Here is a 25,802-nt window from a genome sequence, read left to right on the forward strand (position 1 = left end):
ACGCTGAAATTTTATAAATGTATGAATCAAGAATGAGGATACAAAATGGACAGTAAACACTCTGCACTGAACGCACGTAAACTAAAAGCGACACCTCGTGGCGTGGGTGTCATGTGTCAATGGTATGCGGAGAAAGCAGAAAATTCCACAATTTGGGATGCTGAAGGGAATCAATATACAGACTTCGCAGGCGGTATTGCGGTACTGAATACAGGTCACCGTCATCCTAAAATTATTGCTGCTGTTACTGAACAATTGACTAAATTCACCCATACAGCGTACCAAGTTGTACCGTACGAAATTTATGTTTCTTTGGCTGAACGTATTAATGCACGTGCACCGATTGCAGGTGAAGCGAAAACAACATTCTTCTCTACAGGTGCGGAAGCTGTAGAAAATGCAGTGAAAATTGCACGCTCTTATACAGGCCGTCACGGCATTGTGACTTTTGGTAATGGTTTCCACGGTCGTTCATTTATGACCATGGCGATGACAGGTAAAACTGCACCGTATAAACGTGACTTTGGTGTGATGCCTTCAGGTGTTTTCCATGCACGCTACCCTGTAGAGTCAAAGGGCATTACTGTAGATATTGCGATTGAAAGCATTGAAGACATTTTTGCAGAAGATATTGCGGCACATGATGTAGCAGCTATTGTGCTTGAACCTGTTCAAGGTGAAGGCGGTTTCAACGTTGTTCCTGCTGAATTCTTAAAACGTTTACGTGCGCTATGTGATCAACACGGTATTTTGATTATTGCAGATGAAGTACAGACAGGCTTTGCACGTACTGGTAAGTTATTTGCCATGGATCACTATGAAACCAAAGCGGATTTAATCACTATGGCAAAAAGTCTTGGTGGTGGTTTCCCAATCTCTGGCGTAGTTGGCCGTGCTGAAGTGATGGATGCACCAAACCCAGGTGGCCTAGGTGGTACTTATGCAGGTAACCCAGTGGCTGTAGCTTCTGCACATGCTGTACTGGATGTGATTGAAGAAGAAGGTCTTTGCGAACGTGCAAATGTATTAGGTGCTGAATTAGTTGAAGTTCTGAATGAACTAAAACAGTCTTCATCTACAGTCAAAGAGATTCGTGCGTTGGGTTCAATGGTCGCAATTGAATTGGAAACGGCGGATCAAGCGAAAGCAATTCAAAACCATGCAATGCAAAATGGCTTGCTTATTTTGACCTGTGGTCGTTATGGTAATGTGATCCGTTTCTTATATCCTTTAACGATTCCTGCAGAACAATTCCGTGCTGGCTTAAACATTTTAAAACAAGGTTTTGCACTTTCTGCTGCAGCATAATTGAAGAGTAATGATCATGCTTCAAGCGCAATATAAAGATTTATTACAGCATCCAGATATTCGTTTTGATGTGCCTGAAAATGGCGGTTACATCGAAGTGAAAGATGCAGCAACACATGACACTTTGGCATGGGTGAAATCCCATGACCGCGCGTCAGTTGAGCAAGTGATTGCTCGTTCTCAAAAGGCACAAACTGCGTGGAAAGCGCAAACAGCTCTACAACGTGCTGATGTGCTTTGGGCTTGGTTTGATTTGATGCAGGAAAATAAAGAGTCATTGGCTCAGATTTTGACTGCTGAACAAGGTAAGCCTTTAGCAGAAGCACGCGGTGAGATTGGCTATGCTGCTTCATTTATTCGTTGGTTTGCAGAACAAGCTCGCCGTATCGATGGTGAGGTTTTAACACCAACTTTGCCGAATCAACGCTTGTTAGTGATTAAACAGGCGATTGGGGTTACGGCGGCGATTACGCCGTGGAACTTCCCCGCAGCAATGATTACACGTAAGGCAGCACCTGCAATTGCAGCGGGTTGTTCGATGATTGTCAAACCTGCTGAGCAAACGCCTTTAACTGCTTATGCTTTAGAAGTGTTAGCGCTACGTGCGGGTTTGCCACAAGATGTGTTATTGCACATCAGTGGTGATTCAAGCGAAGTGGGTAAAACATTGTGCGAAAGCGACACGGTGAAAAAGTTGAGCTTCACAGGTTCAACTCAAGTTGGCCGTATTTTGATGCAACAATGTGCGCCAACCATCAAAAAACTGTCTTTAGAGTTAGGTGGTAATGCACCTGTTTTGGTGTTTGATGATGCCAATCTTGAGCAAGCGGTACAAGGTATTATGGCCAGCAAGTTCCGTAATAGCGGACAGACCTGTGTCTGTGCCAACCGTATTTATGTACAAGACGGTATTTACGATGCTTTGGTTGAAAAACTGGCAGTTGCTGTAGCGAACTTAAAAGTGGGTGATGGCCGAGTTGAGACTTCAACCCAAGGGCCGCTGATTGATGAAGCTGCGATTGAAAAAGTGCAGTCGCATATCGCCGATGCCATCAGTAAAGGTGCGCAGGTTAAAATCGGTGGTCAACGCTCAAGCCTAGGTGGTACTTTCTTTGAACCGACACTTTTAACAGAAGTGACGCAAGAGATGAAAGTGGCGAAAGAAGAAACCTTTGGCCCATTGGCTGCATTGTTCCGCTTTAACACGGAAGAAGAAGCGGTTCAAATGGCCAATGACACTGAGTTTGGTCTGGCAACTTACTTGTTTACCCAAAACACAGCACGTCAGTGGCGTGTTGGTGAAGCGCTTGAGTACGGTATGGTGGGCATCAACACGGGCGCGATTTCAAACGAAGTGGCTCCATTTGGCGGTGTGAAGCAGTCTGGCTTAGGTCGTGAAGGCTCTAAATTTGGTATCGACGAATATCTCGAAATGAAATATTTGTGTGTGGACTTATCTGTTTAAGTTAGTCCAGCAATCATCAGTTAAAGAATCAGCCTTGCCCATTCAAGGCTGATTTTTTTTTCATTCATCATAATGTCGAAAATAATCATTCACTGCTTTAAGGGTTAAAAAATAGTGCAGAGCGCTTTTAATTAAATAGCTCGCTTATGAACGTAAAAATGAGTTAACGAAACGTTATAAAAATAAAAGAGAGATTTATTTTAAGGATGAATTTGATTGCTGAAATTGTAAATAGGGTAAATGTACCGCAACTTTTACAAGAGCAATTATGCAGTTTGTAGAGCATAAGAGTTTTAATCAAATTTATAGTGATATTGCTTTATTTTTATCTATTGTAAAAATCATGTGAAGCTAAAGCGAACAAATTTAATCTAAAGCATTGGGTTAAAAATTGAAGAAAAATCACAAATTCTTCATCTTGAGTCTTTTAAAATTGCTAGGCAAACATGATTTTAAAAAGATCAGGAAAGATAGCTTGTACCATACAGATTGGTTGGTTTTCTTTTTTCATCTTCATGATTTTAATATTTTTCTTTTTAATAAAATAAGGGTGATGCTGTGGATAATGCGGTCGAATATATGGGTGCAGATCTGTCACGGATTATTGAAATGGCGTGGGAAGATAGAACACCTTTTGAAGCCATAGAGCGTGAGTTTGGACTGAATGAGTCTGCCGTGATTCGGTTAATGCGGCAAAATTTAAAGTCGGGCAGTTTTAAGCTATGGCGTAAACGGGTAGCGGGGCGTAAAACCAAGCATTTGCAGTTACGTTTGCCCGAGGTAATCCGTGGTTACTGTACACGCCAGTATAAATATCATTAACTATAAAAGATGGTAGGATGGCTGAGTCACTTATTCCGCCATCCTATCCCGAACACTTTCCCACCAGCCAAGAATCTGCCAAATAAACCGTTCATTCATACTAAGTCACAATTTAAATAAGGAACAAGCAGGGCATTGCTGTGGGTCGTTGTCCAGTAAAAATACTTAAGATGACCAATCACTATGAAATCTCACATGAGCAAAATGAATTAACTTTTTAATTTCGCTCTTTTTAATTTAGCTGTTACGGCCAAAACATGATAGTTACACCTTCCAGCCTTGTATTTCCAATTCTATAGCGCATAAAACCTTGAGTCGCTCATCTAAATATTAACTTTAAGTTAATAAAAGTGATTTGAGGTTGATTGATCAAAAGTGAATAAAACGCTTTTATAGGCTTAGACCAAAATACAGAATTAGGATAAATGACATGGATGGTTCGGTTCAGAACAAAGAGCGTAAATGGAATACACGTCGACAGGCTAAACAGCTCAAAATAGAAATGGCCAGCAAGTATGCTGATGGTGTGGTGATTCCGACCCAAGATATTGTTAAGGTTTTAGAAACCTTAATTAAGGCTGGTGACCGAGTTGTTTTAGAAGGAAATAATCAGAAACAAGCCGATTTCCTTTCTCGCTCTTTGGCGCAGACGAACCCTGATGTTTTACATGATCTGCATATGATTATGCCGAGTGTTGGACGTCCAGAACACCTCGATTTATTTGAAAAAGGCATTGCACGTAAACTCGATTTTTCATTTGCTGGCACACAAAGTTTACGCATTAGCCAGCTGATTGAAGATGGTTTACTCGAAATTGGCGCGATTCATACTTATATCGAACTTTATTCACGCCTATTGGTTGATTTAATTCCGAATGTCGTACTTTCAGCAGGTTTCATGGCAGATCGCGAAGGCAATATTTATACCGGAGCAAGTACCGAAGATTCTCCAGCATTAATTGAACCCGCAGCATTTAGCGATGGCATTGTCATTGTGCAGGTCAATGAATTGGTGGATGACGTTAAAGATTTACCACGAGTCGATATTCCTGCCTCTTGGGTCGACTTTGTAGTTGTGGCGGATAAGCCTTTCTATATTGAGCCGTTGTTTACCCGCGATCCTAAACATATCAAGCCTGTACATATCCTAATGGCAATGATGGCGATTCGAGGGATTTATGAACGTCATAATGTACAGTCGCTGAATCATGGCATTGGTTTCAACACCGCTGCAATTGAACTGATTTTACCGACTTATGGCGAGTCTTTAGGTTTAAAAGGCAAGATTTGTCGTAATTGGACTTTAAACCCCCATCCAACCTTAATTCCTGCAATCGAAAGTGGCTGGGTTGAAAGTGTGCATTGCTTTGGTACAGAGCTTGGCATGGAAAAATACGTTGCGGCGCGACCTGATGTGTTTTTTACAGGACGCGATGGTTCACTGCGTTCCAATCGGATGATGTGTCAGCTTGCTGGGCAATATGCCGTGGACTTATTTATTGGTGCAACCTTACAAGTCGATGGCAGCGGGCATTCTTCAACAGTGACCAAAGGTCGTTTGGCAGGTTTTGGCGGGGCGCCGAATATGGGGCATGACCCACGAGGGCGCCGTCATGCGACACCTGCATGGTTGGATATGCGTCCATCGGGTGCAACAGAAACCGAGACCTATCTTGCACGTGGTAAAAAACTGGTTGTGCAAATGGTAGAAACTTTCCAAGAAGGTGGAAAACCGACTTTTGTCGATACCTTAGATGCGGTAGATGTTGCTAAAAAGGCAGGAATGCCACTCGCCCCAATTATGATTTATGGCGACGATGTAACGCATCTTTTGACTGAAGAAGGCATTGCCTACTTGTATAAAGCAAGAAGTTTAGAAGAGCGTCAGGAGATGATTGCTGCGGTTGCAGGGGTGACTGAAATTGGCTTAAACCATAATCCTAAGACAACCGAGCGGTTACGCCGTGAAGGATTGGTTGTATTTCCAGAAGATTTAGGCATTCGCCGTACCGATGCCACGCGTGAATTACTGGCGGCAAAAAATATTGCGGATCTTGTGACATGGTCTGATGGGCTTTATCAACCTCCAGCAAAATTTAGGAGTTGGTAATGAATGCACGTGTTCAACCCTATATTCGTCAACATTGTATTTTGCTCGCAGATTTTGCAGTCAATGCTTTAGTTGCAGAAGTCAATTTAACGCCAAAACCTGCGTTGGTCGATCAACGTGGAAGCGGTGCCCATGATGATTTGACACTGGATTTGATGGAGCGTTCAGCCCACAGTTTACATCCGATGTTTGTGGCAATGGCACACGCGGCCTTTCAACATGCAACTTGTTCACAAACATTACGTGAAGCGATTGGTGAAATTGGTCGTGTGGGTGAAGCCACCATGTTGCACGCCACCAATGGGGTGAATACCCATCGTGGCGCAATTTGGGCATTAGGTCTGATGGTCACGGCTAGTGCATTGATGAGTTTAGATACTAAACCAGTACAAGCTGTTGAACTGTGTCAATTAGCAGGAAAAATTGCCCAGTTCGAAGATCGTTTTATTCCCCAACAGGCACTCAGTCACGGTCAACAGGTACAAAAAGTATTTGGTATAAATGGTGCTAAAGCCCAAGCACAGCAAGGTTTTCCTACAATTGTGAAGTTTGGATTACCTGAACTGGATAAAAGCCGTCAAACACAGGGCAATGAAACAATCGCGCGAGTAGATGCTTTGCTTGCCATGATGACCACCCTTGATGATACCTGTGTGTTGTATCGGGCAGGAGAAACCGGATTAGCGCGAATGCAGCAGGGTGCTCAAGAGGTGTTGGATCTTGGAGGTTATTCAACGTTCGCCGGACAACGTGCATTTAATTCTTTAGAACAGGATCTTTTACGCTTAAGAGCCTCACCGGGTGGGGTTGCAGATTTACTCGCAGCCACACTATTTATTGATCGTGTTGAGCAATTTTATTTTAACAATAAATAGGAAATGCAGTAATGGAAATACTCAAGTTTGAATTTGCAGCTGGAAGTAGACCAACTAAAAAAGCATTGGTTGGTTGTGTCGGTTCTGGTGATTTAGAAATTTTAATGCAACCGAGCCAAACAGAAAAGATGTCAATCCACGTTGTCACATCGGTTGATGGTAGTTCAAAGCGTTGGGAAAATTTGTTTGAACGAATGTTTAGCGAGCAAGAACTCCCCGCTGTACATATTGATATACATGATTTTGGTGCAACACCGGGTGTTGTTCGCCTACGTTTAGAACAAGCATTTGAGGAGGTGAACGGTGGCTGATTTTCAAACTTTACTGGCAAAACAGAGCTTTATTGAACTGAGTGCGAGAGAACGTGCCAAAGCATTATTAGATGAAAATAGCTTTCGCGAATTATTAGATCCTTTTGCACGCATGATGTCACCTTGGCTGCCAAAACAGAATATCGTGCCACAAGCGGATGATGGTGTGGTGGTTGCAAAAGGCACACTTCAGCAAAAAACAGTCGTCATTATCTCGATTGAAGGTATTTTTCAGGGCGGAAGCCTAGGTGAAGTCGGCGGTGCAAAAATTGCAGGTGCATTAGAACTGGCCGCGGAAGATAACCGTAAGGGGATTCCAACCGCAGCGATTTTGTTACTTGAAACGGGCGGTGTACGTTTACAAGAAGCGAATCTGGGACTGGCCGCTATTGCAGAAATACAAGCAGCAATCGTGGCACTTAGACAATATCAACCTGTGGTCGCAGTCATTGCTGGGAGTGTCGGCTGTTTCGGTGGCATGTCGATTGCAGCAGCATTATGCAGTTATTTGATTATGACCCAAGAAGGACGTTTAGGACTCAATGGCCCACAAGTGATTGAGCAAGAAGCGGGCGTACAAGAATATGATTCCAAGGATCGACCATTTATTTGGAGTATTACCGGCGGACAACAACGTGCTGCAAGTGGCTTGGTAGATGCCTATGTTGAAGATGATCGTCAGCAGATTAAACAACAAATTTTGCAGTATTTAACTCAAGGGCTACCCGATTTACATCGCAGCTCAAACTATGATTTTTATTTGAATCATTTACAGGGTGTTGATACGACAGAGCAAGCCACACCGCTTCAAGTTCAGACTTTATATCAAGGAGAACAAGCATGAATATGGATGTACATGCAGTGAAAACGTCAATACGTGGTCAGCATTGGTTTCAAGCACTCACTGCTGATTTTAGCCGAATCGAGCAAGATGCAGAATCAGTTTGGGTTGCAGATGGACAAATTTCAGGAAAAACAGTTCGTGTCATTGCCGTGGTTCCGCATCAACATAATCTTTATCCACGAGCGCAACATGGTGAAGTGGGATTGTTAGAAGGCTGGACTTTAGCTAAAGCTGTGGATGAAGTCATTCAAGCAGATCGGAACAATCATCATAAACGTGCAATTTTATGTATTGTCGATGTGCCAAGTCAGGCTTATGGTCGCCGTGAAGAACTTTTTGGTATCCATCAAGCTCTTGCTGGTGCAGTCGACAGTTATGCGCGAGCACGTTTGGCAGGACATCCTGTGATTAGTTTACTGGTTGGAAAGTCGATGTCAGGTGCATTTTTAGCCCATGGCTACCAAGCGAATCGTATCATTGCACTTAAAGATGCAGGTGTTATGGTACATGCGATGGGGAAAGAGTCGGCTGCCCGTGTGACCCTGCGTACTGTGGATGAGTTAGAAAAACTCGCAGCAAGCATTCCACCTATGGCCTATGACATTGAAAGTTATGCCACATTAGGCTTGTTATCCGACCTTTTAACCGTTGTGAATCCTGAACAACCCACAACTGAAGATATTGCATGCGTTCAAGATGCATTTTTACAGGCATTAAATGACATTCAAACCACAGGTTCAACAGGACTTGAACATCGCTTACATGGTGAAAATCGACAAATGTCAAAACGTGTCCGTGAGTTATTACGTGAACAGTGGTAATGATCATGCAACCGCAACCACATGACCTACTCTGGGGAATCACTGTTGCAGATCTTGCTTCACCCGTGCCTGATTGGGTGAAAGAAGTTGTACAACGCGGAGACCCTGTAGTGATGCGCAGAGCCGTCACTCACAAAGGAATGATTCCTGTTGGGATTCGGGGAGTTGAGCGTTATCAGCGCTATAAACTAGAGATGCCGAGTCAGCAGATTAAGCAAATTATGAAGCCTGAGCAACTCTGTCAGGTAGAGCTTGAGCATTTTCCGCATTTGGCCAAACAGTTACAGCGCGTGCAGCAAACCATGAAAATGCTGCCATGGGTTTGGGGATATACAGGCAGTGTCGGGTTTGAGCTAGCCACGGGTATTCAGACAGTGACTGAAAATAGTGACATTGACCTGTTGATTCGGACAGAGGGATTTTTGACCAAGGATGAAGCCAAACAATTGCTGCATCAGCTGGAACAAACCGAATTAAAACTGGATGTGCAACTGCAAACACCAAAGGGTGGTGTGGCACTTAAAGAATGGGCAAGGACAACGGGAAAGGTCTTACTAAAACGAAATGATGGTGCAGTTTTGGTAAACAATCCTTGGCAGTAAAGGGATGATGGCATGAGTTCAATTTGGGTATATCCAGGTCAGGGTGCACAAAAAGTCAATATGTTGCATGACTTGCCTGAACATCGATTGGTTCAACACTATTTGGATCGTGCTTCAGTGGCTTTGCAACGTGATGTACTGACCTTGGATCAACCAGAGGCACTACGTTCAACAGAGGCAGTACAACTCTGTTTGTATCTGGCTGGTTATATCAGTTCAGCCATGCTGCTTGATGAACAGGTACAGCCAGATTATGTGGCAGGACTGTCGATTGGTGCATGGACAGCGGCGGCAGTCGCGGGTGTCTATAGTTTTGAACAAGGGCTTAAGCTGGTGTCATTACGCGGAAGGCTCATGCAAGAAGCTTATCCTTCTGGTTATGGTATGACTGCCATTATCAATGCCGATAAATCGCAGGTTAGCCAATGGGTTGCAGATGTTTATCAACAACTGGGTAATATTTATGTCGCTAATTTAAATGCAGCCAATCAGATTGTTATTTCTGGTTCAGAAATAGCGATGCAGCAAGTGATAGAAATTGCACAAAATCAGGGAGCAATTGCCAAAAAGTTAAATGTAAGTGTGCCATCGCATTGCGAATTGTTGGATGCACAGGCACAACAACTGGTTCAGGCTATGGCGCAGATAGATTTGAATCCAGCAAAGTTTAAATATTTAAGTGGTACATCCGCGCGGTTAATCTATGCAGCAGAGCAAGTTAAAGAAGATCTGATCTTTAATATGTGCCGAACCATTGATTGGGAAAGCACAGTTCAGGCAGCGTGGGAGCGTGGAGTAAGGTTACAGATTGAAGCTTTATCTGGAACCGTATTAACAGGTTTAGCCCGTCAGGTATTTAAAGAAGGAACCGTTCTGTCTTTTCAAGGAACGCGTTTAGACAGTCTTATTTGTGCGATGCATCAAGAAAGTGCTTGATCATCGAATGCATAGCTAGATAAATTTTAAAAAATCAGTCATTCAAGGATATGAGGAATTAACAATGATTATATATGGAACAGCACTCTTAGCCATCTGCCATTTATTGGGAGATTATTTTGGTAATACCTTAGGTATGTTGCTAGGCGTCAAAGCAAATGTGGGTGGCGTTGCCATCTCAATGATCTTACTAATTTTATCCAAAGAGCTTTTAGCGAAAAAAGGATATTTACCGCAAGGGACTCAATTTGGTGTGCTGTATTGGTCTGGGATGTACATTCCGATTGTTGTTGCCATGTCTGCTGGTCAAAACGTCGTCGCAGCATTATCAGGTGGAATGCTGGGTTTGATCGTTTCAGTGGCCTCGTTGATTGGTACTGTTTTGGTGATTCGTTATTTAAATAAAATGAACAGCGACTATGAGACTTATGAATGGCCAGTCGAAGCTCAGGAAAAGACAGCTTAATTTTCGTTATAAAAAATATGAGTTCAATGATTAAAAGGAATTAAATAATGGATGCTTTAATTGCGGTATTAGGTAAAAATGCGCTGGTGACTGCACTTGCAGTCACAGGGTTGATGATGTTTGTTTCTCATTTGCTTTCAAAGTATTTGACCAGAGGTAAACTGCAAAGTTCTGCAATTGCAATCACCTTAGGTTTAGTCGTGGCATATTTTGCAGGCGTGTATACACAAGGAACCAAAGGCATTTCAGATATTGCTATTTTTTCTGGCTTTGCTTTGCTCGGTGGCGCAATGATCCGTGATCTGGCTATTGCATCTACAGCATTTGAAGTGGATGTTAAAGAAGTCAAAAAGGCTGGGAAAGTGGGTCTGATTGCATTAGCACTCGGTTGTGTTGTTCCTTTTGTGATTGGTGCAATGGTGGCATGGTTAATGGGATATAAAGACCCAGTTTCAATGACCACTATCGGTGCAGGCGCAATGACTTATATTGTTGGTCCAATTACAGGGACAGCCATTGGTGCAACTTCCGATGTTATTGCACTCTCAATTGCGATTGGACTGATTAAGTCGGTATTCTTTATGGTGGGAACCCCATTACTGGCTAAATTTATGTACTTAAAAAGCCCAAAATCTGCCATGGTATTCGGTGGTTTGGCTGGAACGACAAGTGGAACGGCTGCTGGTTTAGCTGGAACTGATGTACGTTTAGTCCCTTATGGTGCATTGGTTGCAACATTCTATACGGGCTTAGGCTGCCTATTGGGGCCATCTGTATTCTTTCTTACCATAAATGCCATTTTTGGTTAAATGAATTTGTTTTATTCAGCATGGGCAATTTATGGAGTATACATAAATTGCCCAATTTTTTATGTTAAACATGCCTTGAGAACATACGACATTCAGCAATAAAGGCTAATAAGTTGGGGTCACGTTCCTTACTTTTTAAAAAAACTAAGCCAATTTGTTGTTTGATTTGATATTGTGCTTTGAGTCGAATTAATTTGACAGAGCTTTCATAAATCGTTGAAATACGTCCCGGTAATAAAGCCAGTCCAACCCCAGAACTCACCATACTAATCAACGTAAAAATATCACTGACTTGTAAAAAGACTTTTGGATTAATACCTGCTTTTTCAAAGACAAAATCACTATCATTACGTGTAGCGAAGCCTTTTTTAAGCGTTAAAAAAGTTTCATCTTTGAGCTGACTTAAATCAATTTCATCAAATCCAATATATTTAGAATCTTTATTGACCGCTAAAAAAATATCATCTTCAAACATAGGTAAATGTTCGAATTCTTGACCAGATGTTGTTTCGTTAAGGGCAACAATAATCGCATCTAACTCAGTGGCCTTTAATTTTTTGACCAAATCCAAATTTGAACTTAATGAAAGTTGTATATCTAAATCGCCTCGTCTGAGTTTTAAGCCACTAATCACGCTTGGAATGGTATTCACTGTTAAAGAATACAAAGAACCTAAATGAAAAACTTTTGAGGCAAATCCAGCTGCTTCTCGGGTTTTATTGACCGTAGTGACAATATCCTGAACAATTTTCTTTGAATGTTCTTCGAGTACATAAGCACTCTTTAAGGGAATTAAATTGCGCCCTTCATTTTTGAATAAAGGGCAACGTAATGAATTTTCAAGAGAATGTAATGCTTTGTGAACACTGACATTACTGATTTGCATTTCAACAGCCGTTTTTGACAAATTACCACATCGCATAAAAGCTAAAAAAATTTGAATTTTTTTAAGCGTCAGTTCTTCGTCTATTTCCACCGAGTTTTATCCTTAAATGCTGATGGGCGTAATGGATAAATATAGCATGCTAATTTTTAAAATGTTTAATGGAATGGTGTACTAAAAATGATGTTAATACTACGGATATTTACTACCTAATCTATTCAATCAGTAATTCGGGTTTGAAATGATGCTAGAAATTTTAGCTAGGGTTCTTTAATTATAAACTTTTAGTTCGTATGCCTAATTTCTTATAAATAGATTAGAAATGGACAATGTTAAAAAGTTTGATCATCCTAAACGCTCTCATAATTATGATTTAGAAAAACATGTTTTTAATATACTGTTCATCATGAAAAATGCACCAGCAATAGGCCTTTTACGGGGATATGTGCATTCAATTGATACTCAAAAAACATACTCATTTTAGTATCGAAAAAGCATGAATCATCGTGATTTTAAAAGTACAAAACCGTAACATATCAATAAAAAGGATTTCATCTATGATTTAGATCTAAATTTCTTTAGAACAACAGGATCAAATATGAAATCGCCTACAATTGTGCTGGTCCACGGATTTTGGGGAAATGCTCTGCATTGGCAACATGTCATTCCTTTATTAATCCAACAAAATTTCAAAGTAAAAGCAGTAGAAATTCCTTTAACGTCTTTAGCTGATGATGTTGAAAGAACCAATAAGATGATTAATCAAATAGATGGCCCTGTATTGCTCGTTGGTCATTCCTATGGTGGTGCCGTCATTACTGAAGCAGGTAATAATGAAAAAGTGGTGGGGTTGGTATACATAGCCGCATTTGCGCTAGATCGTTCTGAAAGCCCTGGCCTGATTACTCAACAGCATCCGCCTGAAGCTGCTGCTAACCTTTATCCAGACAGTGATGGTTATTTATGGGTCAATGCAGAAAAATACCATGAGAGTTTCTGTCAGGATTTAGACCCTTCAGAATCTATAGCAATGGCGATTGCCCAGAAAGCACCTCTTGCCAGTACTTTTGGTGACACTATTGTGACACCTGCATGGAAGACTAAACCGTCTTGGTATCAAATTTCAAATCAGGACCGTATGATTGCCCCTGAAAATCAAAGAAAAATGGCTGAAAGATTGAATGCCAAGGAGATCATTGAGCTTGAAGCGAGTCATGCTTCTCTTGCATCAAGACCGAATGAAATCGCGGATTTTATTATCAAGGCGGCTTCATCTTTTTAGTTTTTGAAATATGAGCATAACCGTGAGTATCGAATATTACTTTTAAATAGCCCATTCTCTTAAAATCCCTTTAAAAATAAAGGGATTTTATTATTCGTTAAAGCATTAAAAATAGTAAAAACCCTGATGAGTTAGCAACTATTGTTCAACTTTTCTCTATGTTGTGATTAAGCGTTAGCAACATCATTTTATGAAAAAGAGCCTATTTATGATTTAATTTTTTAATCTGCGAAACTTCCAAATCAGCTATTTTAAATAAAATGAAATAAATAAGAATCTCAACTAGAAATTGCAAAAGAACACATGATATTTTGTGTAAAAGCCGTACTATAAAAATGATTTTATTGAGTTTCTAATATTATGTCTCAGATTGATGTTCTCGTTCCTTTGGCTGAAATTGAAGTGAATCGAGCTGAACTTCTCTCCATTCAACGCAATGATTTGGTGCCGTTACTGAATGATCAATATCGTCTCAATCATTATGCAGACCAACTGATTCAAGCACAGTCTGTGCTGCTAAATGGGGTCGACCCACATTTAACGCAGCAATTAAGTTTAACCATCGAGCAACTGATTCAGTCCTTAGCAGATTCAAAAAAATATTTAAAAACGCGAAAGTTTAATGCTTTGCAAAAGTGGTTGGGTATAGATTTAGAATATGGTTCTGGTCAGGTTGAATATTATAAAAACTTAGATCAGTTACTCAATCGAGCCAATCATTTAAGTCAAAAATTACAGATTGAGATTCAAAAGTCACAAGCCCGTTTTCAGCAGTTGCTTGGGCATCGCGAGCAAATGGCAAAATACATTCGTGCTGCGCAAGAGTTCTTGGAGGAATATCCAAATTTTGTGCAGAATCAACATCCACTCGATAATTTTGCTGATCGCTTAGCTAAAAAAATTCATACCTTACAGACTTTGCAAGCAAGTAATGATATTGCAATTACACAAATGCAGTTATCTCAGCAACTTTCTTTTACCTTGCTCGATCGTTTTAAAGAGGCACAGCAGGTGCTTATTCCTGCGTGGCAATATCATGTTAAACAAAGCAATCAAACCAGTTCGACAAGTGAATTGGAGAAGTTAGATAATAGCCGAGAAAACTTGATTAAAACTTTAAAAAAATCTCTCCAGAAACCAACACATTAATAATTTTACTTAGGTGTCCCATGACCAATTTTGAGCATAAAGATTTACCTACAGACGTGACCACAGATGTCGTTCAGCAAAAATTTCAGCAACTGAATTTACAAGAAATAGGATTGCAGGATTCAGACTTTAATGAAGTGATGAATGCACATAAAGAATTGGCTGAAATGAGCCATACCGCCGTCGCTGAATATGGTAAAAATATTGCAACAAAAACCTCGACTTATACCGATGAATTATTAAACTTAGTGCAAAATAAAGACCTTGATAGCACAGGTCAAAAGTTAAATCAGGTGGTTCAAGTTGCGCAGCAGTTGAACACCAACAGTATTTTAAATCAGAAAAAAAGTTCGGGTTTTTTTGGCAGTTTGCTTAGTAAAATGAGAGGCGCGAAGCAAAGCTTTGATCAACATTTTAATAGCACCAAAGAACAAATTGATGTGTTGGTCAAAGAAATTGAAACCTCTCAGTCGGGGTTAAAAAGTCGTGTTACAACTTTGGATAAAATGTTCCATGGTGTACAAGATGAATATAAACAGTTGGGTATTTATATTGCCGCTGGAAAATTGAAAGAACAGGAAATTCAGCAAGAAATAGCGTTCTTAACCACACATATTCAAGATCAATCAACGGTACAAAAAATTTATGATTTCAATCATCTTGCCAATAATTTAGAAAAACGAGTCAGTGATTTACAAGTTTTGCAGCAATCAGCGATGCAAACTTTACCCATGATTCGGATTATTCAATCCAATAATTTAATGTTGGTGGATAAATTTTACGCCATTAAGAACATTACTTTGCCTGCATGGAAAAACCAAATTAGCTTGGCCATTTCTTTGCATGAGCAGAAAAATAGTGTCCAACTGGCGAATAGTATTGATGATGCGACCAATGATTTATTGCGCCGTAACGCAGACTTATTACATCAAAACTCTGTAGATACAGCTAAAGCCAATCAGCGTTCGGTGATTGATATTGAAACGCTTGAACATGTGCAAAACACCCTCATTAAAACAGTAAATGATGTGCTTCAAGTGCAAAAAGAAGGTATGCAGAAACGTGCAGAAGCAACCACACGTTTACGTGCTTTGCAGAATAATTTGAATCATTTGGTTTTAGAGTCAAATACAGGTGGGAGCAATAAACATGAGGATCGTTCTTAAATTGATGACTTACACTTTAGGAGAAAGTAATTGCCTCCCTTAGATGAATATGCTGTGAATCCACAACAGATTGAATCGGGTGTCGTGGCGTTGAAAAAGCGCCAACGCAATGTGATGTTATTGTGTATTAGTAGCACAACAATTTTTCTTGCTTCTGTGGTGGCATTATTTTTACAACATGATTTTGTCTATAGTTTTTTTGGTGTGACCACTGAACTTAAACAATTACATATGCCCATCAGTATAGATAGCCATCTTGCGGCATTGGGGCAGCATTCAGATTATTTTACCAGTTTGCTGTCATGGTTTGGTTGGCTCATTCTGAAGCTGTTTGTCTCTTTTGTAGGGGCATTTTTTGTCATTCATTTTTTGAAAAAAATCCGTTTTTTTTATATTCGTTTTCAGTCTTTTATTTTGAAATTTGTCAGTTGGTTGATCGCATTTATAGTGTTGTGGTCAGGACTGACTTATCTACAATATGATTTAAAGCATGATGAAAATGATGCTTATGCCGAAGCGATTCAATACGATAAAAATATTCAGCAAAGTGAGCTGGCCCAATATTTACAGCAAGCTGATTTAGATGAGCCAGTGAAGGCTTATTTACTGGCGCAAACTGCGTTATTGCATAAGCCTGTCGATAAAGATGCCGCAATTCCTCAGGTTTTAGCTTTGGTGAAAGCGGAAAAATCAGATCCACATTTTATTGAATATGGTTTTAAACCTGAACAATTATGGACGATGCAGCATCAGCTTTATGGCAAGACTTTAACGCCGATGGCTGAAAGTGTGTCGCGTCAAGTAGATCAAGCAGCACAAATGAGTGCCTTTGTTAAAATATTGATTATTGCGGTACTGATTGTATCTGCGGTTCTGAGTTTGATTTTATTTCTCTTAGCACAGCATTTAAAAGGTCGAGCTTTAAGAGTAGAGCAGCGTCTTATACCTTGATCATCAACCCTAAAGGCTTGAATTGAGGCTTTTAGGGTGTGTATTTATTTTGCCTTTATTCTGTTTTTAAACACCACATCCCTGATCAAAGATAAGATAAATAAGTTTCAATCTAATAATTCGATCTTAATTATAAAAACAAACTGTTTTACCTATTTAATAATTTATCTTATGATGACTGCATTCAATAGATATTTACTCCTTTGGAGACCTTTGCCATGTTAGATCAAAATACTTCAGCACAATTAAAAACCCTACTTGAACGCTTAGAAAGTCCCATTGAAATTGTGGCATCGCTCAATGATTCCGACAAATCAGACAAAATTAAGGAATTGGTCACTGAAATTGCAGCATTATCCGATCAAGTGACTGCTCGTTTTGATGGCAGCAATAGCCGTCGTCCAAGCTTTGGCATTGCTAAAGTCGGTGAGCAACCACGGGTGAACTTTGCGGGCTTGCCGATGGGACATGAGTTCACCTCACTGATCTTGGCCTTGTTACAGGTGTCAGGCTATGCTCCTAAAGTATCTGATGAAGTTTTGGCACAAATCAAAGACTTAAACTTAACCGCTGATTTTGATGTGTTCGTATCTTTAAGCTGTCACAACTGTCCTGACGTAGTGCAAGCCTTAAACCTGATTGCCATTAATAACCCCAATGCCACTGCAACCATGATTGATGGGGCGTTTTTCCAAGATGAAGTTGAACAGCGCAAAATCATGGCCGTACCCATGTTGTTCCAAAATGGTGAGCATATTGGTCAAGGTCGTATGACTTTGGAAGAAATTGTGGCAAAACTCGATACACACTCATCGAGCAAAGATGCGCAAAAACTCAATGCCAAAGGGGTGTTTGATGTACTGGTGATTGGTGGTGGTCCTGCGGGAAATACCGCAGCAATTTATGCAGCACGTAAAGGCATTCAAACCGGTATTGTGGCAGAACGCTTTGGCGGTCAGGTCATGGATACCATGGACATTGAAAACTACACCTCAGTACAAAAAACCCAAGGTCCGAAGTTTGCTGCTGAAATGGAAGCCCATGTGCGTGCTTATGATGTTGACATCATGAACCTACAAAAAGTGGCTGCCATTAAAGGTGCCGATGAAACGGTAAATGGTCTCGTTGAAGTGACATTGGAAAATGGCGCGAAACTGGAATCCAAAACCATCATTTTATCGACCGGTGCACGTTGGAGAGAGATGAATGTACCGGGTGAGCAAGAGTACAAAACCCGTGGCGTGGCTTACTGCCCACATTGTGATGGTCCATTGTTTAAAGGCAAACGGGTAGCAGTGATTGGTGGCGGGAACTCGGGTGTGGAAGCAGCAATTGACCTTGCAGGGATTGTTGAGCATGTGACCTTGGTTGAGTTTGATACCAAACTACGTGCCGACCAAGTCCTACAAGACAAACTGAATAGCTTACCCAATACCACGGTGATTATGAATGCACTCTCGACGGAAGTGGTCGGTGATGGTTCACAAGTCACGGCACTCAAATACAAAGACCGTGCTACGGATGTAGAACATACAATTGAATTGGCAGGGATCTTTGTACAAATTGGTTTATTGCCAAATACGGATTTCTTAAAAGCGTCCAATGTGGAGCTTTCAAACCGTGGTGAGATTGTAATTAACGACCGTAATGAAACCAATGTGAAAGGTGTATTTGCTGCGGGTGACTGTACCACTGTGCCATACAAACAAATCATCATTGCCACAGGTGAAGGTGCGAAAGCGTCGCTGTCGGCTTTTGATTACATCATCCGTTCAGGGCAGTAAATAATAAAAAAGAGGTTAAAGTGTCCCCAAACACTTTAACCTCTTCATCAAGAGTTATTTGACTATTATTTTTCTCAAATCTTTTTATCAAATCTTTTTGTTTTACTGGAGCTTTGGAGGTTTACCCCTAAGTTCCTTTTTTATGCCTGCAAGGTGTAAATCTAAAGTGTCCCCAAGCACTTTAGATTTACAGTTGCATTCAACATTTTTTGTTTTGTAGTCTTATTATTTTACTTTTCCCAAGCTTTTTTTTATTTAATGAAGCAATTATTATTCCAACTCAATGGAAAATATTAAGATTTAAATAAGTTCAAGCCTTTAAATTTTTCCATCAATTGCACTTGGGTTTCTACGTGCTCAGGATGCGGCGTAATACAGTCAATCGGGCAAACGGCTAAACAGGTCTGATGATCATAAAAACCGACACATTCTGTACAACGGTCTACATCAATTTCATACACTTTACTGCCTTCAAAAATGGCCTCATTAGGACATTCAGGCAGGCACATATCGCAATTAATACATTGATCGGTAATCAATAAAGCCATGCGTTGATCTCTTAGCTCGCTACATATGCCAGTGCAGACGCGGTAATGTCTTGCATTGAATGCGGTAGATTGCGAATGAGCAGGGCATAGTTCATATCGACATCGGCTGGAACAGGAATATCAACGATATGCCCCGAGCCTTTGGCTTCAGAAATAGCATGGCCTTTTTTGTCTAAAATTTCAGTCAGTGTAAAAGTGATATTGCCAGAAGTGGTCATGAGTTCTAATGAATCACCCACGTCAAAACGGTTTTTAACTTCAATTTTAATATAGTTGCCATGACGTTCCAAAACCTCACCCACAAACTGTTGATGATCAAAACGCGATGAACCCGTTTCGTAGTTTTGATATTCGCTATGCACATGACGACGCAGGAAACCTTCGGTATAACCACGGTTGGCCAAACCTTCTAATTGATTCATTAATGCTGGGTCAAAAGCTTGACCCGCCAGTGCATCATCAAGTGCTTTACGGTAAATTTGTGCAGTACGCGCACAATAGAAGTAAGACTTGGTACGACCTTCAATTTTTAATGAGTGAATGCCCATTTTCGCTAAACGATCGACATGCTGAACGGCACGTAAATCTTTAGAGTTCATGAAGTAAGTACCATGTTCATCTTCTTCAGCAGCGAACATTTCTTCTTCATTGCGTTGTAATAAAACCGGCTCGCCAAATTGGTGTTGTTCTATGGCGTGTTGCTCATCGGCATCTTTATTATTGCAGCAAGATGCTGTCTCCAGTGGTTGGACTGGAATGACATCCCCAGATGCATCTTCTGCTGCTTCGTGAATATTATATTCCCAGCGACACGCATTGGTGCAAGCGCCTTGATTTGCATCACGTTTATTCATATAGCCTGAAAGTAAGCAACGACCGGAATAAGCCATACAGAGTGCGCCATGTACGAAAACTTCAATTTCCATATCAGGCACGTTCTGTTTAATTTCTTCAATTTCCTCTAATGATAATTCACGTGACAAAATGACACGGGTTAAGCCCATATTTTTCCAAAATTTCACCGTTGCCCAGTTCACCGCATTGGCTTGAACAGAGAGGTGGATCGAAACTTCTGGAAAATGTTCACGCACCATCATGATTAAGCCGGGATCAGACATAATCAAAGCATCAGGTTGCATTGCAACAACAGGCTCAAGGTCTCGAATAAAATTTTTCAGTTTGCTGTTATGCGGCTGAATATTGACAACCACATAGAATTTTTTGCCTAAAGCATGTGTCTCAGCGATACCAATTTTTAAGTTGTCATGATCAAACGCATTATTACGTACACGTAAGCTATAACGTGGCTGTCCTGCATAAACGGCATCGGCTCCATAAGCAAATGCATAGCGCATATTCTTAAGTGAACCAGCAGGAGATAGAAGTTCAGTTACGTGGCAAATAGTCATGACTCAAATAAAGGCATATAAAAAATATGTCTTTATTGTAGGGATATAAAAAAATGATTCAACCTAGTAAAAAGCTCGGATTTCATCAAATTGGCAGAGTAATTCAGCTAAACTAGAGTTGCTGTATATGAAAATACCTCTATTCATTTATGTTGGGATCTTGCTTATAAATCGGGTTGGTTTTTTCAAATCTCTTAGCGATCAAACTCAGTGAAATATTTTGTTATTGATCGTGAAATAGGCTGAATGATATATCTGTAATTTGAGCAAAATTGTGTAACTCAGTCAGCCAAAAACTGACGATATTTGACGTTATTATGATCAACATAAATTTTGCAAGATCGCCGCCAAGGGCAGTGGCCTTATTAGCGTCTAGATATCAATTTATCTATATGGAATTTTATTGTTTTACAATCTGTAGCAGAATAAGGTTTACCATTTTATAATGCGAAATTAAGGGGGATGTCTAAATTTAAGTTTCTGTGATTAACCAGTTGGAATAACAATGAATTTTCTATTTCTATCTGCCCGAAATCATTGCCGTTGCATTTAGTCAGAAGTTTTATTTAATACAGGTGTACCGAAAGGTTTTAATACATGTAATGCATGCCGTCAATCCAGTGCTCAAGTTTATCTTTTGACTTGAAGAACCTTGCAAAGTTTAGGATTTTTACAAACGATTTATCCTGTAAAAACTATGCAAGATTGTTAGCAATTTTAGCTTGAAGCGATGATTGGGATTTCTGATTCGGCAGCATAAAAATCATGCCCGCTATATTGGGGAAATGCGATAAAAGTTCATGAAGGCTGGGGTGATCTATTGTATTTAGAGCTGTCTAAACAAGAAAAATTGCAGGCATTTATGTAGCGCGTTGAACCTAGAAAATGTCGTTTTGATGCTGTTTATGAAGTTGGATCGAGTATATTTAAGTCATCAAAAATTAATTAAAAAATTTCGAAATATTATAAAAATTGTATAATCACGAGGTGTTTTTTTAATATGAGCACTGCAAAATTTTCATTTTCAGGCCGAAACCTGACCTTTAGACTGGCTCGCCTTATGGTATTTACGACTATTCTTGGTCCTTTGCTTGAAATGGTCGTCTTCATTGTCTAAGTTCGCATGTCTTTGCTTAAAACAAAGTGCTATTCAAATTCATCGCTTATTCGGTCGCTTTTAATTGCTTTAAAATTTGACAATGATCAATGGTGGTATCACTGGAACAGCTCTTGCGTAAGTCTTGGAGCTGCGTGTAGAAAGTCTGTAATTCGGTAATTTTTTCTTCAACTTGTTGAATGTGCTGTTCAATCATTTGATCAACGACTTGGCAACCTGCCTGAGGCTGTTTGACTAATTCAACGAGCTGACTAATTTCTTGTAATGACATATTTAAAGCACGGCAGCGTTTAATGAAAATTAAGCGTTTTAAGGCTTCATCATCATAATAACGATAGTTATTGTCACCACGAAAACAGGGTTGAATCAGCTGTTTTTTTTCGTAAAAACGGATGGTGTCCGTAGACAGGTGTGTTTTTTGGGCTAGATCACGAATTAAATAATTTTTCATGGTATTCATCATTGTGCTTGACCTTGGAGTTACTCCATAGTTTTGAATGAGCATAATACAAATAAATGTAAATTGAAACGGAGTGATCATATGGCATGTTCTTGCAGTCATACCCCCGCACCACAAAAACCGAACAGTAAATTTAGAACAGCTTTGTGGATTGCATTGTTTATTAATGCTGCCATGTTTGTGATTGAATTGATTGGCGGAGCTTATGCACATTCATCGGCACTTTGGGCAGATTCGCTCGATTTCTTTGGCGATGCCATGAATTATGCTATTTCACTGGCTGTATTGGGGGCAAGTTTGTATTGGCGTGCGACCGTTGCATTGTTCAAAGGTGCAACAATGGCACTGTTTGGTCTGGTGGTCATTGGAAAAACGGCTTATGCCTATGTACAAGGAATTCCACCTGAAGCGATTACGATGGGTGCAATTGGGGCTTTGGCTTTAATTGCGAATGTCATTTCAGCCTTAGTATTATATGCCTTTCGAGATGGGGATTCGAATATGCAGTCGGTATGGCTCTGCAGCCGTAATGACGCGATTGGGAATGTGGCTGTAATCTTAGCTGCGGTCGGTGTATTTGGAACAGGCAGCTTAATTCCAGATTTAATGGTGGCTTTGGTGATGTCGATTCTAGGGTTAACTGGTGGTTATCAGGTGATAATGAAAGCCATGAAAGAACGACAAGCAAGTAAGCGTATCAATCTAGTCGAGGAATGCCATTAAACAATGAGAGCGTCATACTCTCATTGTTGAATGTTATCAAATCACTCGAGGAGGAAGATAAATCGTAAATTCATTGACTGGTTCAATCAGTACGCTATAGGGGTTTAACTGATTCTCGAAAGAGACTAGATTCATACGGTCTAAAAGATCAAATTTTGCATGAAGTAACGTTGCTGGCTTCGCTTGTAGACGATCATGCCAAACACGATAAGTACCTAATTTACCGTCTCTGCGATGGTAAAAGCCCGCAAGTGGGTGGGTTAAATAGACCAAGTAAGTTTCTAAATTGGGGAAGCCTTCGTAGTGCCATGGGTTTTCATGTGATTGTGTGAGTTGTAGTTCAGCACTGGCCCATTCAGACTGAGTTTGCATTTTATATTGACGGTATAAGCCATCAGCATCTTGATGGCAGTCAAAATCGAATATCGCAGTATGCCAAGGTAATTGCCACAAATAACGCGGTACGATCAGTGTCCAAGAGTCTAATGTTGTACCAATAAACCAGACGCAACGTTCTTGTGTTTCCTGATCAATCACATAAACACGATAATTGGTCTGTCCCATCGTAAAGTTAGGAAAAGGGCACACCGCAGAAGTAAAATCAACATCTATAAATGGAACGACAGACATCAAAGCCTGTTCTTTCCCTTGATATTGAATGGTATCCAGCTTAAAGCGTTGAGGAATAATATCCTTAAAACGAATGGGGTCTAGTGCATAAGTAATTAATGCAAAATGTTTTAATTTGCATTGCACATCAAGGCCAGTAGGCTTGGGGCGCGGATGCAGAAAATCTTGGAAATTTAAGTTTGGAAAAGTCATTGAATCAATTTAGTAAATTTATAATTGTTGCGTAAATATAAAACAAAGTTTACTGATGAGTAAATAAAGGCTGAAGCATTATTTACATTTGCTTTTAAACGTTTTTGTTTTTCTAATTTAGACAAGCAAAGCAAAGGCTATCACAACCATAACTGGGCTATACAAAATTGTTTTAAAACCGAATAATTCCTAAAAAAAGCGTTATTCAAGCAACGGACAGACTTTTGAATTAAATATACAGTGTTTGGTTAATAATAAAAATATTCAAAAATAATGGCTTATGTCGTTAGAGTATCCATTTTACTCCAAAAATTTTGCCAAAGCTGTAGGTATTGTCCAAGTAACTGTTCATAGCTATGTTGCTGAGAACCTTGGTAACTTTGAGTCAGAAGGGCCCAAATATCATCTTCATGATTGTCATCATTGGCTAATTTTTCTGAGTGATCTACCACACCATGACACGCATAATATCCATAGCTAAATTGCACATCATATTTTTCTAAATTAATTCTGAGTGCTTCACTGTATTTAATCACCTGTAATTCTGCACAGGCTAAAATTAACAACAAATTGTTATAAGACGGTAGGTGTGGATGATTGAATTGGTTAAGCTCATAGGCTTCCGTAACGACTTGTTTCTGATCTAAAGGATTAACCTGCAATAATTTCAATAAATCCATAAAGTAAACCAGATGAGACCTTGCTGGCGAACTTAAACTTAGCTCATATGTATTAAAACCTAACTCATCAATCAAGTTGAGTGATAATAAATAGCGAGCGTAGGCCTTAGCATGAATACGGTCTACTTCATAAATATTTTCATGATTTTCTAACTGCAAAGCTTGATAAATAACCATACTAAGCGTGTCGGTAAAGTTTTTTACAATGGCAGTAAAATAATTGATATGAATAAATTTTAACTGTTCTAAAGACAAGGTTTGGTTGCTAAGACGGGTTAAAATGGGAAGCTGAAACAACGGATGTTGTAGGCACGTTTGTTTAAGTTGTTGAACCTCATGGGCATGCTTGTTCCATAAGGTAGCCGGAATAGACTTTTTAATAAAACTCAAAGCTTCAAGCCGTGCATTTTCAGATTGAGTGAAAGAAAGTGTACTCATAAGTGGAGGTCAGTCTTTGAATCTTTCAATCATAGTAAAAAAAATATAAATACGCTATACCATTTTTCATAAAAGACTTTTATTTCAAACGTTTGCTCTTGTAGAATAAATATAGTAATAAATGATAAACATGATTTTTTTTAATACGATTCAAAAAATGTTATGCTAGGGCACATTTACGTTAGATCATTAAAAAGATGCATGTTTTTCTATTTTATTTTGCTTCGTTATACAATGAAAATAAGGTTGGTAGGTAAGTAGCATGTCCAAAAAAGACGACATAATTAATACTGCACTGCATCTTTTTAATTCTCACAGTTATAACTCAATTGGAATCGATCGGATTATTAGTGAATCTGGTGTTGCGAAAATGACATTTTATAAATATTTTCCATCCAAGGCGAAACTGATTGAGGAATGCCTACATCGTAGAAATATGAATCTACAAGAATCTTTAGATGCCACAATTGATAAATGTGAGCATAATGATTATCTAGCACATGTAAAAGCCATTTTTTTCTGGTATCACGCATGGTTTCATATGGACGACTTTAATGGTTGTATGTTTCAGAAGGCCGTTGAAGAAGTCTCTAAAATATATCCATCAACAATGCAACCCGCTATAGAATATAAAGAGTGGTTACTCGAAAGAATCCGTTCGGCTTTACAACAGTTACAAATCAAACAGCCACTTCAGTTGGCTATACTGCTGACTAGCATCCTAGATGGGATGACGATTCAAGCACAAATTGATAAAAACTCGGTTAATATTGATGAATATTGGAAACGTGTTTATCAGTTAATTCAATTGGAACTCATGTCAGCTTAAGTTTTTACTGTGCTAAATCGATTGCAACTTATAAATTTTAAAAAATAAAAAAGCGTGAATATTATAATTATATATCACGCCTCGCTGAAAGTTCTTGATTTAATATTAATATTGAAGTCTCTTTCATCATGAAATTGGCTAAAATATTAATACTATGAGGAGTTTGAAAACTCCTTTCTTATGTTGTTTTTA

25 protein-coding genes are annotated in these 25,802 nt (G+C 39.6%); 19 read left to right on the forward strand and 6 right to left on the reverse strand.

What is annotated here, in order from left to right:
* The first annotated feature begins 45 nt into the window (after positions 1-45).
* The 12 genes from gabT to madM all read left to right on the forward strand — a co-directional run bounded on the left by gabT (position 46) and on the right by madM (position 11,369).
* On the forward strand, positions 46-1,308 hold the full coding sequence (gabT, locus tag F994_RS02760; RefSeq protein ID WP_004648531.1) for a 4-aminobutyrate--2-oxoglutarate transaminase: 1,263 nt from the start codon (positions 46-48) through the stop codon (positions 1,306-1,308).
* A 16-nt stretch (positions 1,309-1,324) separates the two neighbouring features.
* Positions 1,325-2,773, forward strand: a complete 1,449-nt coding sequence (locus F994_RS02765) for an NAD-dependent succinate-semialdehyde dehydrogenase (protein ID WP_004648532.1) — start codon at positions 1,325-1,327, stop codon at positions 2,771-2,773.
* Positions 2,774-3,352: 579 nt separating this feature from the next.
* Entirely contained in the window at positions 3,353-3,595 is a 243-nt protein-coding gene (locus tag F994_RS02770; RefSeq protein ID WP_034696634.1) for a TIGR03643 family protein, read from the forward strand.
* Between the two features lie 430 nt (positions 3,596-4,025).
* On the forward strand, positions 4,026-5,705 hold the full coding sequence (mdcA, locus tag F994_RS02775; RefSeq protein WP_004648534.1) for a malonate decarboxylase subunit alpha: 1,680 nt from the start codon (positions 4,026-4,028) through the stop codon (positions 5,703-5,705).
* Positions 5,705-6,580, forward strand: a complete 876-nt coding sequence (locus F994_RS02780; protein WP_004648536.1) for a triphosphoribosyl-dephospho-CoA synthase — start codon at positions 5,705-5,707, stop codon at positions 6,578-6,580. The genes mdcA and F994_RS02780 overlap by 1 nt, the downstream gene beginning before the upstream one ends.
* An 11-nt stretch (positions 6,581-6,591) precedes the next feature.
* Positions 6,592-6,891 carry a malonate decarboxylase subunit delta gene (locus F994_RS02785; protein ID WP_004648537.1) on the forward strand — a complete coding sequence of 100 codons (300 nt, stop codon included), beginning with the start codon at positions 6,592-6,594 and terminating at the stop codon, positions 6,889-6,891.
* On the forward strand, positions 6,884-7,735 hold the full coding sequence (locus F994_RS02790) for a biotin-independent malonate decarboxylase subunit beta (protein WP_004648538.1): 852 nt from the start codon (positions 6,884-6,886) through the stop codon (positions 7,733-7,735). The genes F994_RS02785 and F994_RS02790 overlap by 8 nt, the downstream gene beginning before the upstream one ends.
* Positions 7,732-8,556 carry a biotin-independent malonate decarboxylase subunit gamma gene (gene mdcE / locus F994_RS02795; protein ID WP_004648539.1) on the forward strand — a complete coding sequence of 275 codons (825 nt, stop codon included), beginning with the start codon at positions 7,732-7,734 and terminating at the stop codon, positions 8,554-8,556. Before F994_RS02790 ends, mdcE begins: the two co-directional genes overlap by 4 nt.
* Positions 8,556-9,158, forward strand: a complete 603-nt coding sequence (locus F994_RS02800; RefSeq protein ID WP_004648541.1) for a malonate decarboxylase holo-ACP synthase — start codon at positions 8,556-8,558, stop codon at positions 9,156-9,158. Before mdcE ends, F994_RS02800 begins: the two co-directional genes overlap by 1 nt.
* A 12-nt stretch (positions 9,159-9,170) precedes the next feature.
* Positions 9,171-10,094, forward strand: coding sequence for a malonate decarboxylase subunit epsilon (mdcH, locus tag F994_RS02805; protein WP_004648542.1), 924 nt, complete (start codon positions 9,171-9,173; stop codon positions 10,092-10,094).
* 64 nt (positions 10,095-10,158) lie between these two features.
* The gene (madL, locus tag F994_RS02810) at positions 10,159-10,560 is read left to right on the forward strand and encodes a malonate transporter subunit MadL (RefSeq protein ID WP_004648543.1); all 402 of its coding nucleotides are present in this window, start codon (positions 10,159-10,161) and stop codon (positions 10,558-10,560) included.
* Positions 10,561-10,607: 47 nt separating this feature from the next.
* Entirely contained in the window at positions 10,608-11,369 is a 762-nt protein-coding gene (gene madM / locus F994_RS02815; RefSeq protein ID WP_004648544.1) for a malonate transporter subunit MadM, read from the forward strand.
* Positions 11,370-11,433: 64 nt separating this feature from the next.
* Here madM and F994_RS02820 read toward each other — a convergent pair whose 3' ends face one another.
* A complete protein-coding gene (locus F994_RS02820; protein WP_004648545.1) occupies positions 11,434-12,345 on the reverse strand; it encodes a LysR substrate-binding domain-containing protein in 912 nt (303 codons plus the stop codon).
* Positions 12,346-12,850: 505 nt separating this feature from the next.
* Between F994_RS02820 and F994_RS02825 the strand changes: the two genes are divergently transcribed.
* From F994_RS02825 to ahpF, 5 genes are all read left to right on the forward strand, one after another.
* Positions 12,851-13,534: an alpha/beta hydrolase gene (locus F994_RS02825; RefSeq protein WP_004648546.1), complete on the forward strand. Its 684-nt coding sequence runs from the start codon at positions 12,851-12,853 to the stop codon at positions 13,532-13,534.
* Between the two features lie 360 nt (positions 13,535-13,894).
* Positions 13,895-14,683 carry a hypothetical protein gene (locus F994_RS02830; RefSeq protein ID WP_004648547.1) on the forward strand — a complete coding sequence of 263 codons (789 nt, stop codon included), beginning with the start codon at positions 13,895-13,897 and terminating at the stop codon, positions 14,681-14,683.
* A gap of 20 nt (positions 14,684-14,703) precedes the next feature.
* Positions 14,704-15,849, forward strand: coding sequence for a toxic anion resistance protein (locus F994_RS02835; RefSeq protein WP_004648548.1), 1,146 nt, complete (start codon positions 14,704-14,706; stop codon positions 15,847-15,849).
* A 30-nt stretch (positions 15,850-15,879) separates the two neighbouring features.
* Entirely contained in the window at positions 15,880-16,800 is a 921-nt protein-coding gene (locus F994_RS02840) for a hypothetical protein (RefSeq protein WP_004648549.1), read from the forward strand.
* A 218-nt stretch (positions 16,801-17,018) separates the two neighbouring features.
* On the forward strand, positions 17,019-18,584 hold the full coding sequence (gene ahpF, locus F994_RS02845; RefSeq protein WP_004648550.1) for an alkyl hydroperoxide reductase subunit F: 1,566 nt from the start codon (positions 17,019-17,021) through the stop codon (positions 18,582-18,584).
* Positions 18,585-18,877: 293 nt separating this feature from the next.
* Here the strand turns inward: ahpF and F994_RS02850 are convergent, their stop codons facing one another.
* The 3 genes from F994_RS02850 to F994_RS02860 all read right to left on the reverse strand — a co-directional run bounded on the left by F994_RS02850 (position 18,878) and on the right by F994_RS02860 (position 22,109).
* Entirely contained in the window at positions 18,878-19,132 is a 255-nt protein-coding gene (locus tag F994_RS02850; protein ID WP_004648552.1) for a YfhL family 4Fe-4S dicluster ferredoxin, read from the reverse strand.
* An 11-nt stretch (positions 19,133-19,143) separates the two neighbouring features.
* Positions 19,144-20,541 carry a prephenate-dependent tRNA uridine(34) hydroxylase TrhP gene (gene trhP / locus F994_RS02855; RefSeq protein WP_004648553.1) on the reverse strand — a complete coding sequence of 466 codons (1,398 nt, stop codon included), beginning with the start codon at positions 20,539-20,541 and terminating at the stop codon, positions 19,144-19,146.
* A gap of 1,163 nt (positions 20,542-21,704) precedes the next feature.
* A complete protein-coding gene (locus tag F994_RS02860) occupies positions 21,705-22,109 on the reverse strand; it encodes a Cd(II)/Pb(II)-responsive transcriptional regulator (RefSeq protein ID WP_034696635.1) in 405 nt (134 codons plus the stop codon).
* A gap of 90 nt (positions 22,110-22,199) precedes the next feature.
* Here F994_RS02860 and F994_RS02865 point away from each other — a divergent pair, with 90 nt between their 5' ends.
* Positions 22,200-22,841 carry a cation efflux transmembrane domain-containing protein gene (locus F994_RS02865; RefSeq protein WP_004648555.1) on the forward strand — a complete coding sequence of 214 codons (642 nt, stop codon included), beginning with the start codon at positions 22,200-22,202 and terminating at the stop codon, positions 22,839-22,841.
* Positions 22,842-22,877: 36 nt separating this feature from the next.
* Here F994_RS02865 and F994_RS02870 read toward each other — a convergent pair whose 3' ends face one another.
* Together F994_RS02870 and F994_RS02875 are read right to left on the reverse strand one after the other, a co-directional pair.
* Complete coding sequence (locus tag F994_RS02870; protein WP_004648556.1) at positions 22,878-23,663, reverse strand: DUF2071 domain-containing protein; 786 nt, start codon at positions 23,661-23,663, stop codon at positions 22,878-22,880.
* A 278-nt stretch (positions 23,664-23,941) separates the two neighbouring features.
* Positions 23,942-24,781 (reverse strand): hypothetical protein, encoded by an 840-nt coding sequence (locus F994_RS02875; RefSeq protein ID WP_004648557.1) that lies wholly within the window; start codon positions 24,779-24,781, stop codon positions 23,942-23,944.
* A gap of 262 nt (positions 24,782-25,043) precedes the next feature.
* Here F994_RS02875 and F994_RS02880 point away from each other — a divergent pair, with 262 nt between their 5' ends.
* Positions 25,044-25,610: a TetR/AcrR family transcriptional regulator gene (locus tag F994_RS02880; RefSeq protein ID WP_004648558.1), complete on the forward strand. Its 567-nt coding sequence runs from the start codon at positions 25,044-25,046 to the stop codon at positions 25,608-25,610.
* Positions 25,611-25,802 lie beyond the last annotated feature (192 nt).

Origin of the sequence: Acinetobacter bohemicus ANC 3994, from assembly GCF_000367925.1 — a bacterium.
In the GTDB taxonomy this organism is placed as follows: domain Bacteria; phylum Pseudomonadota; class Gammaproteobacteria; order Pseudomonadales; family Moraxellaceae; genus Acinetobacter; species Acinetobacter bohemicus.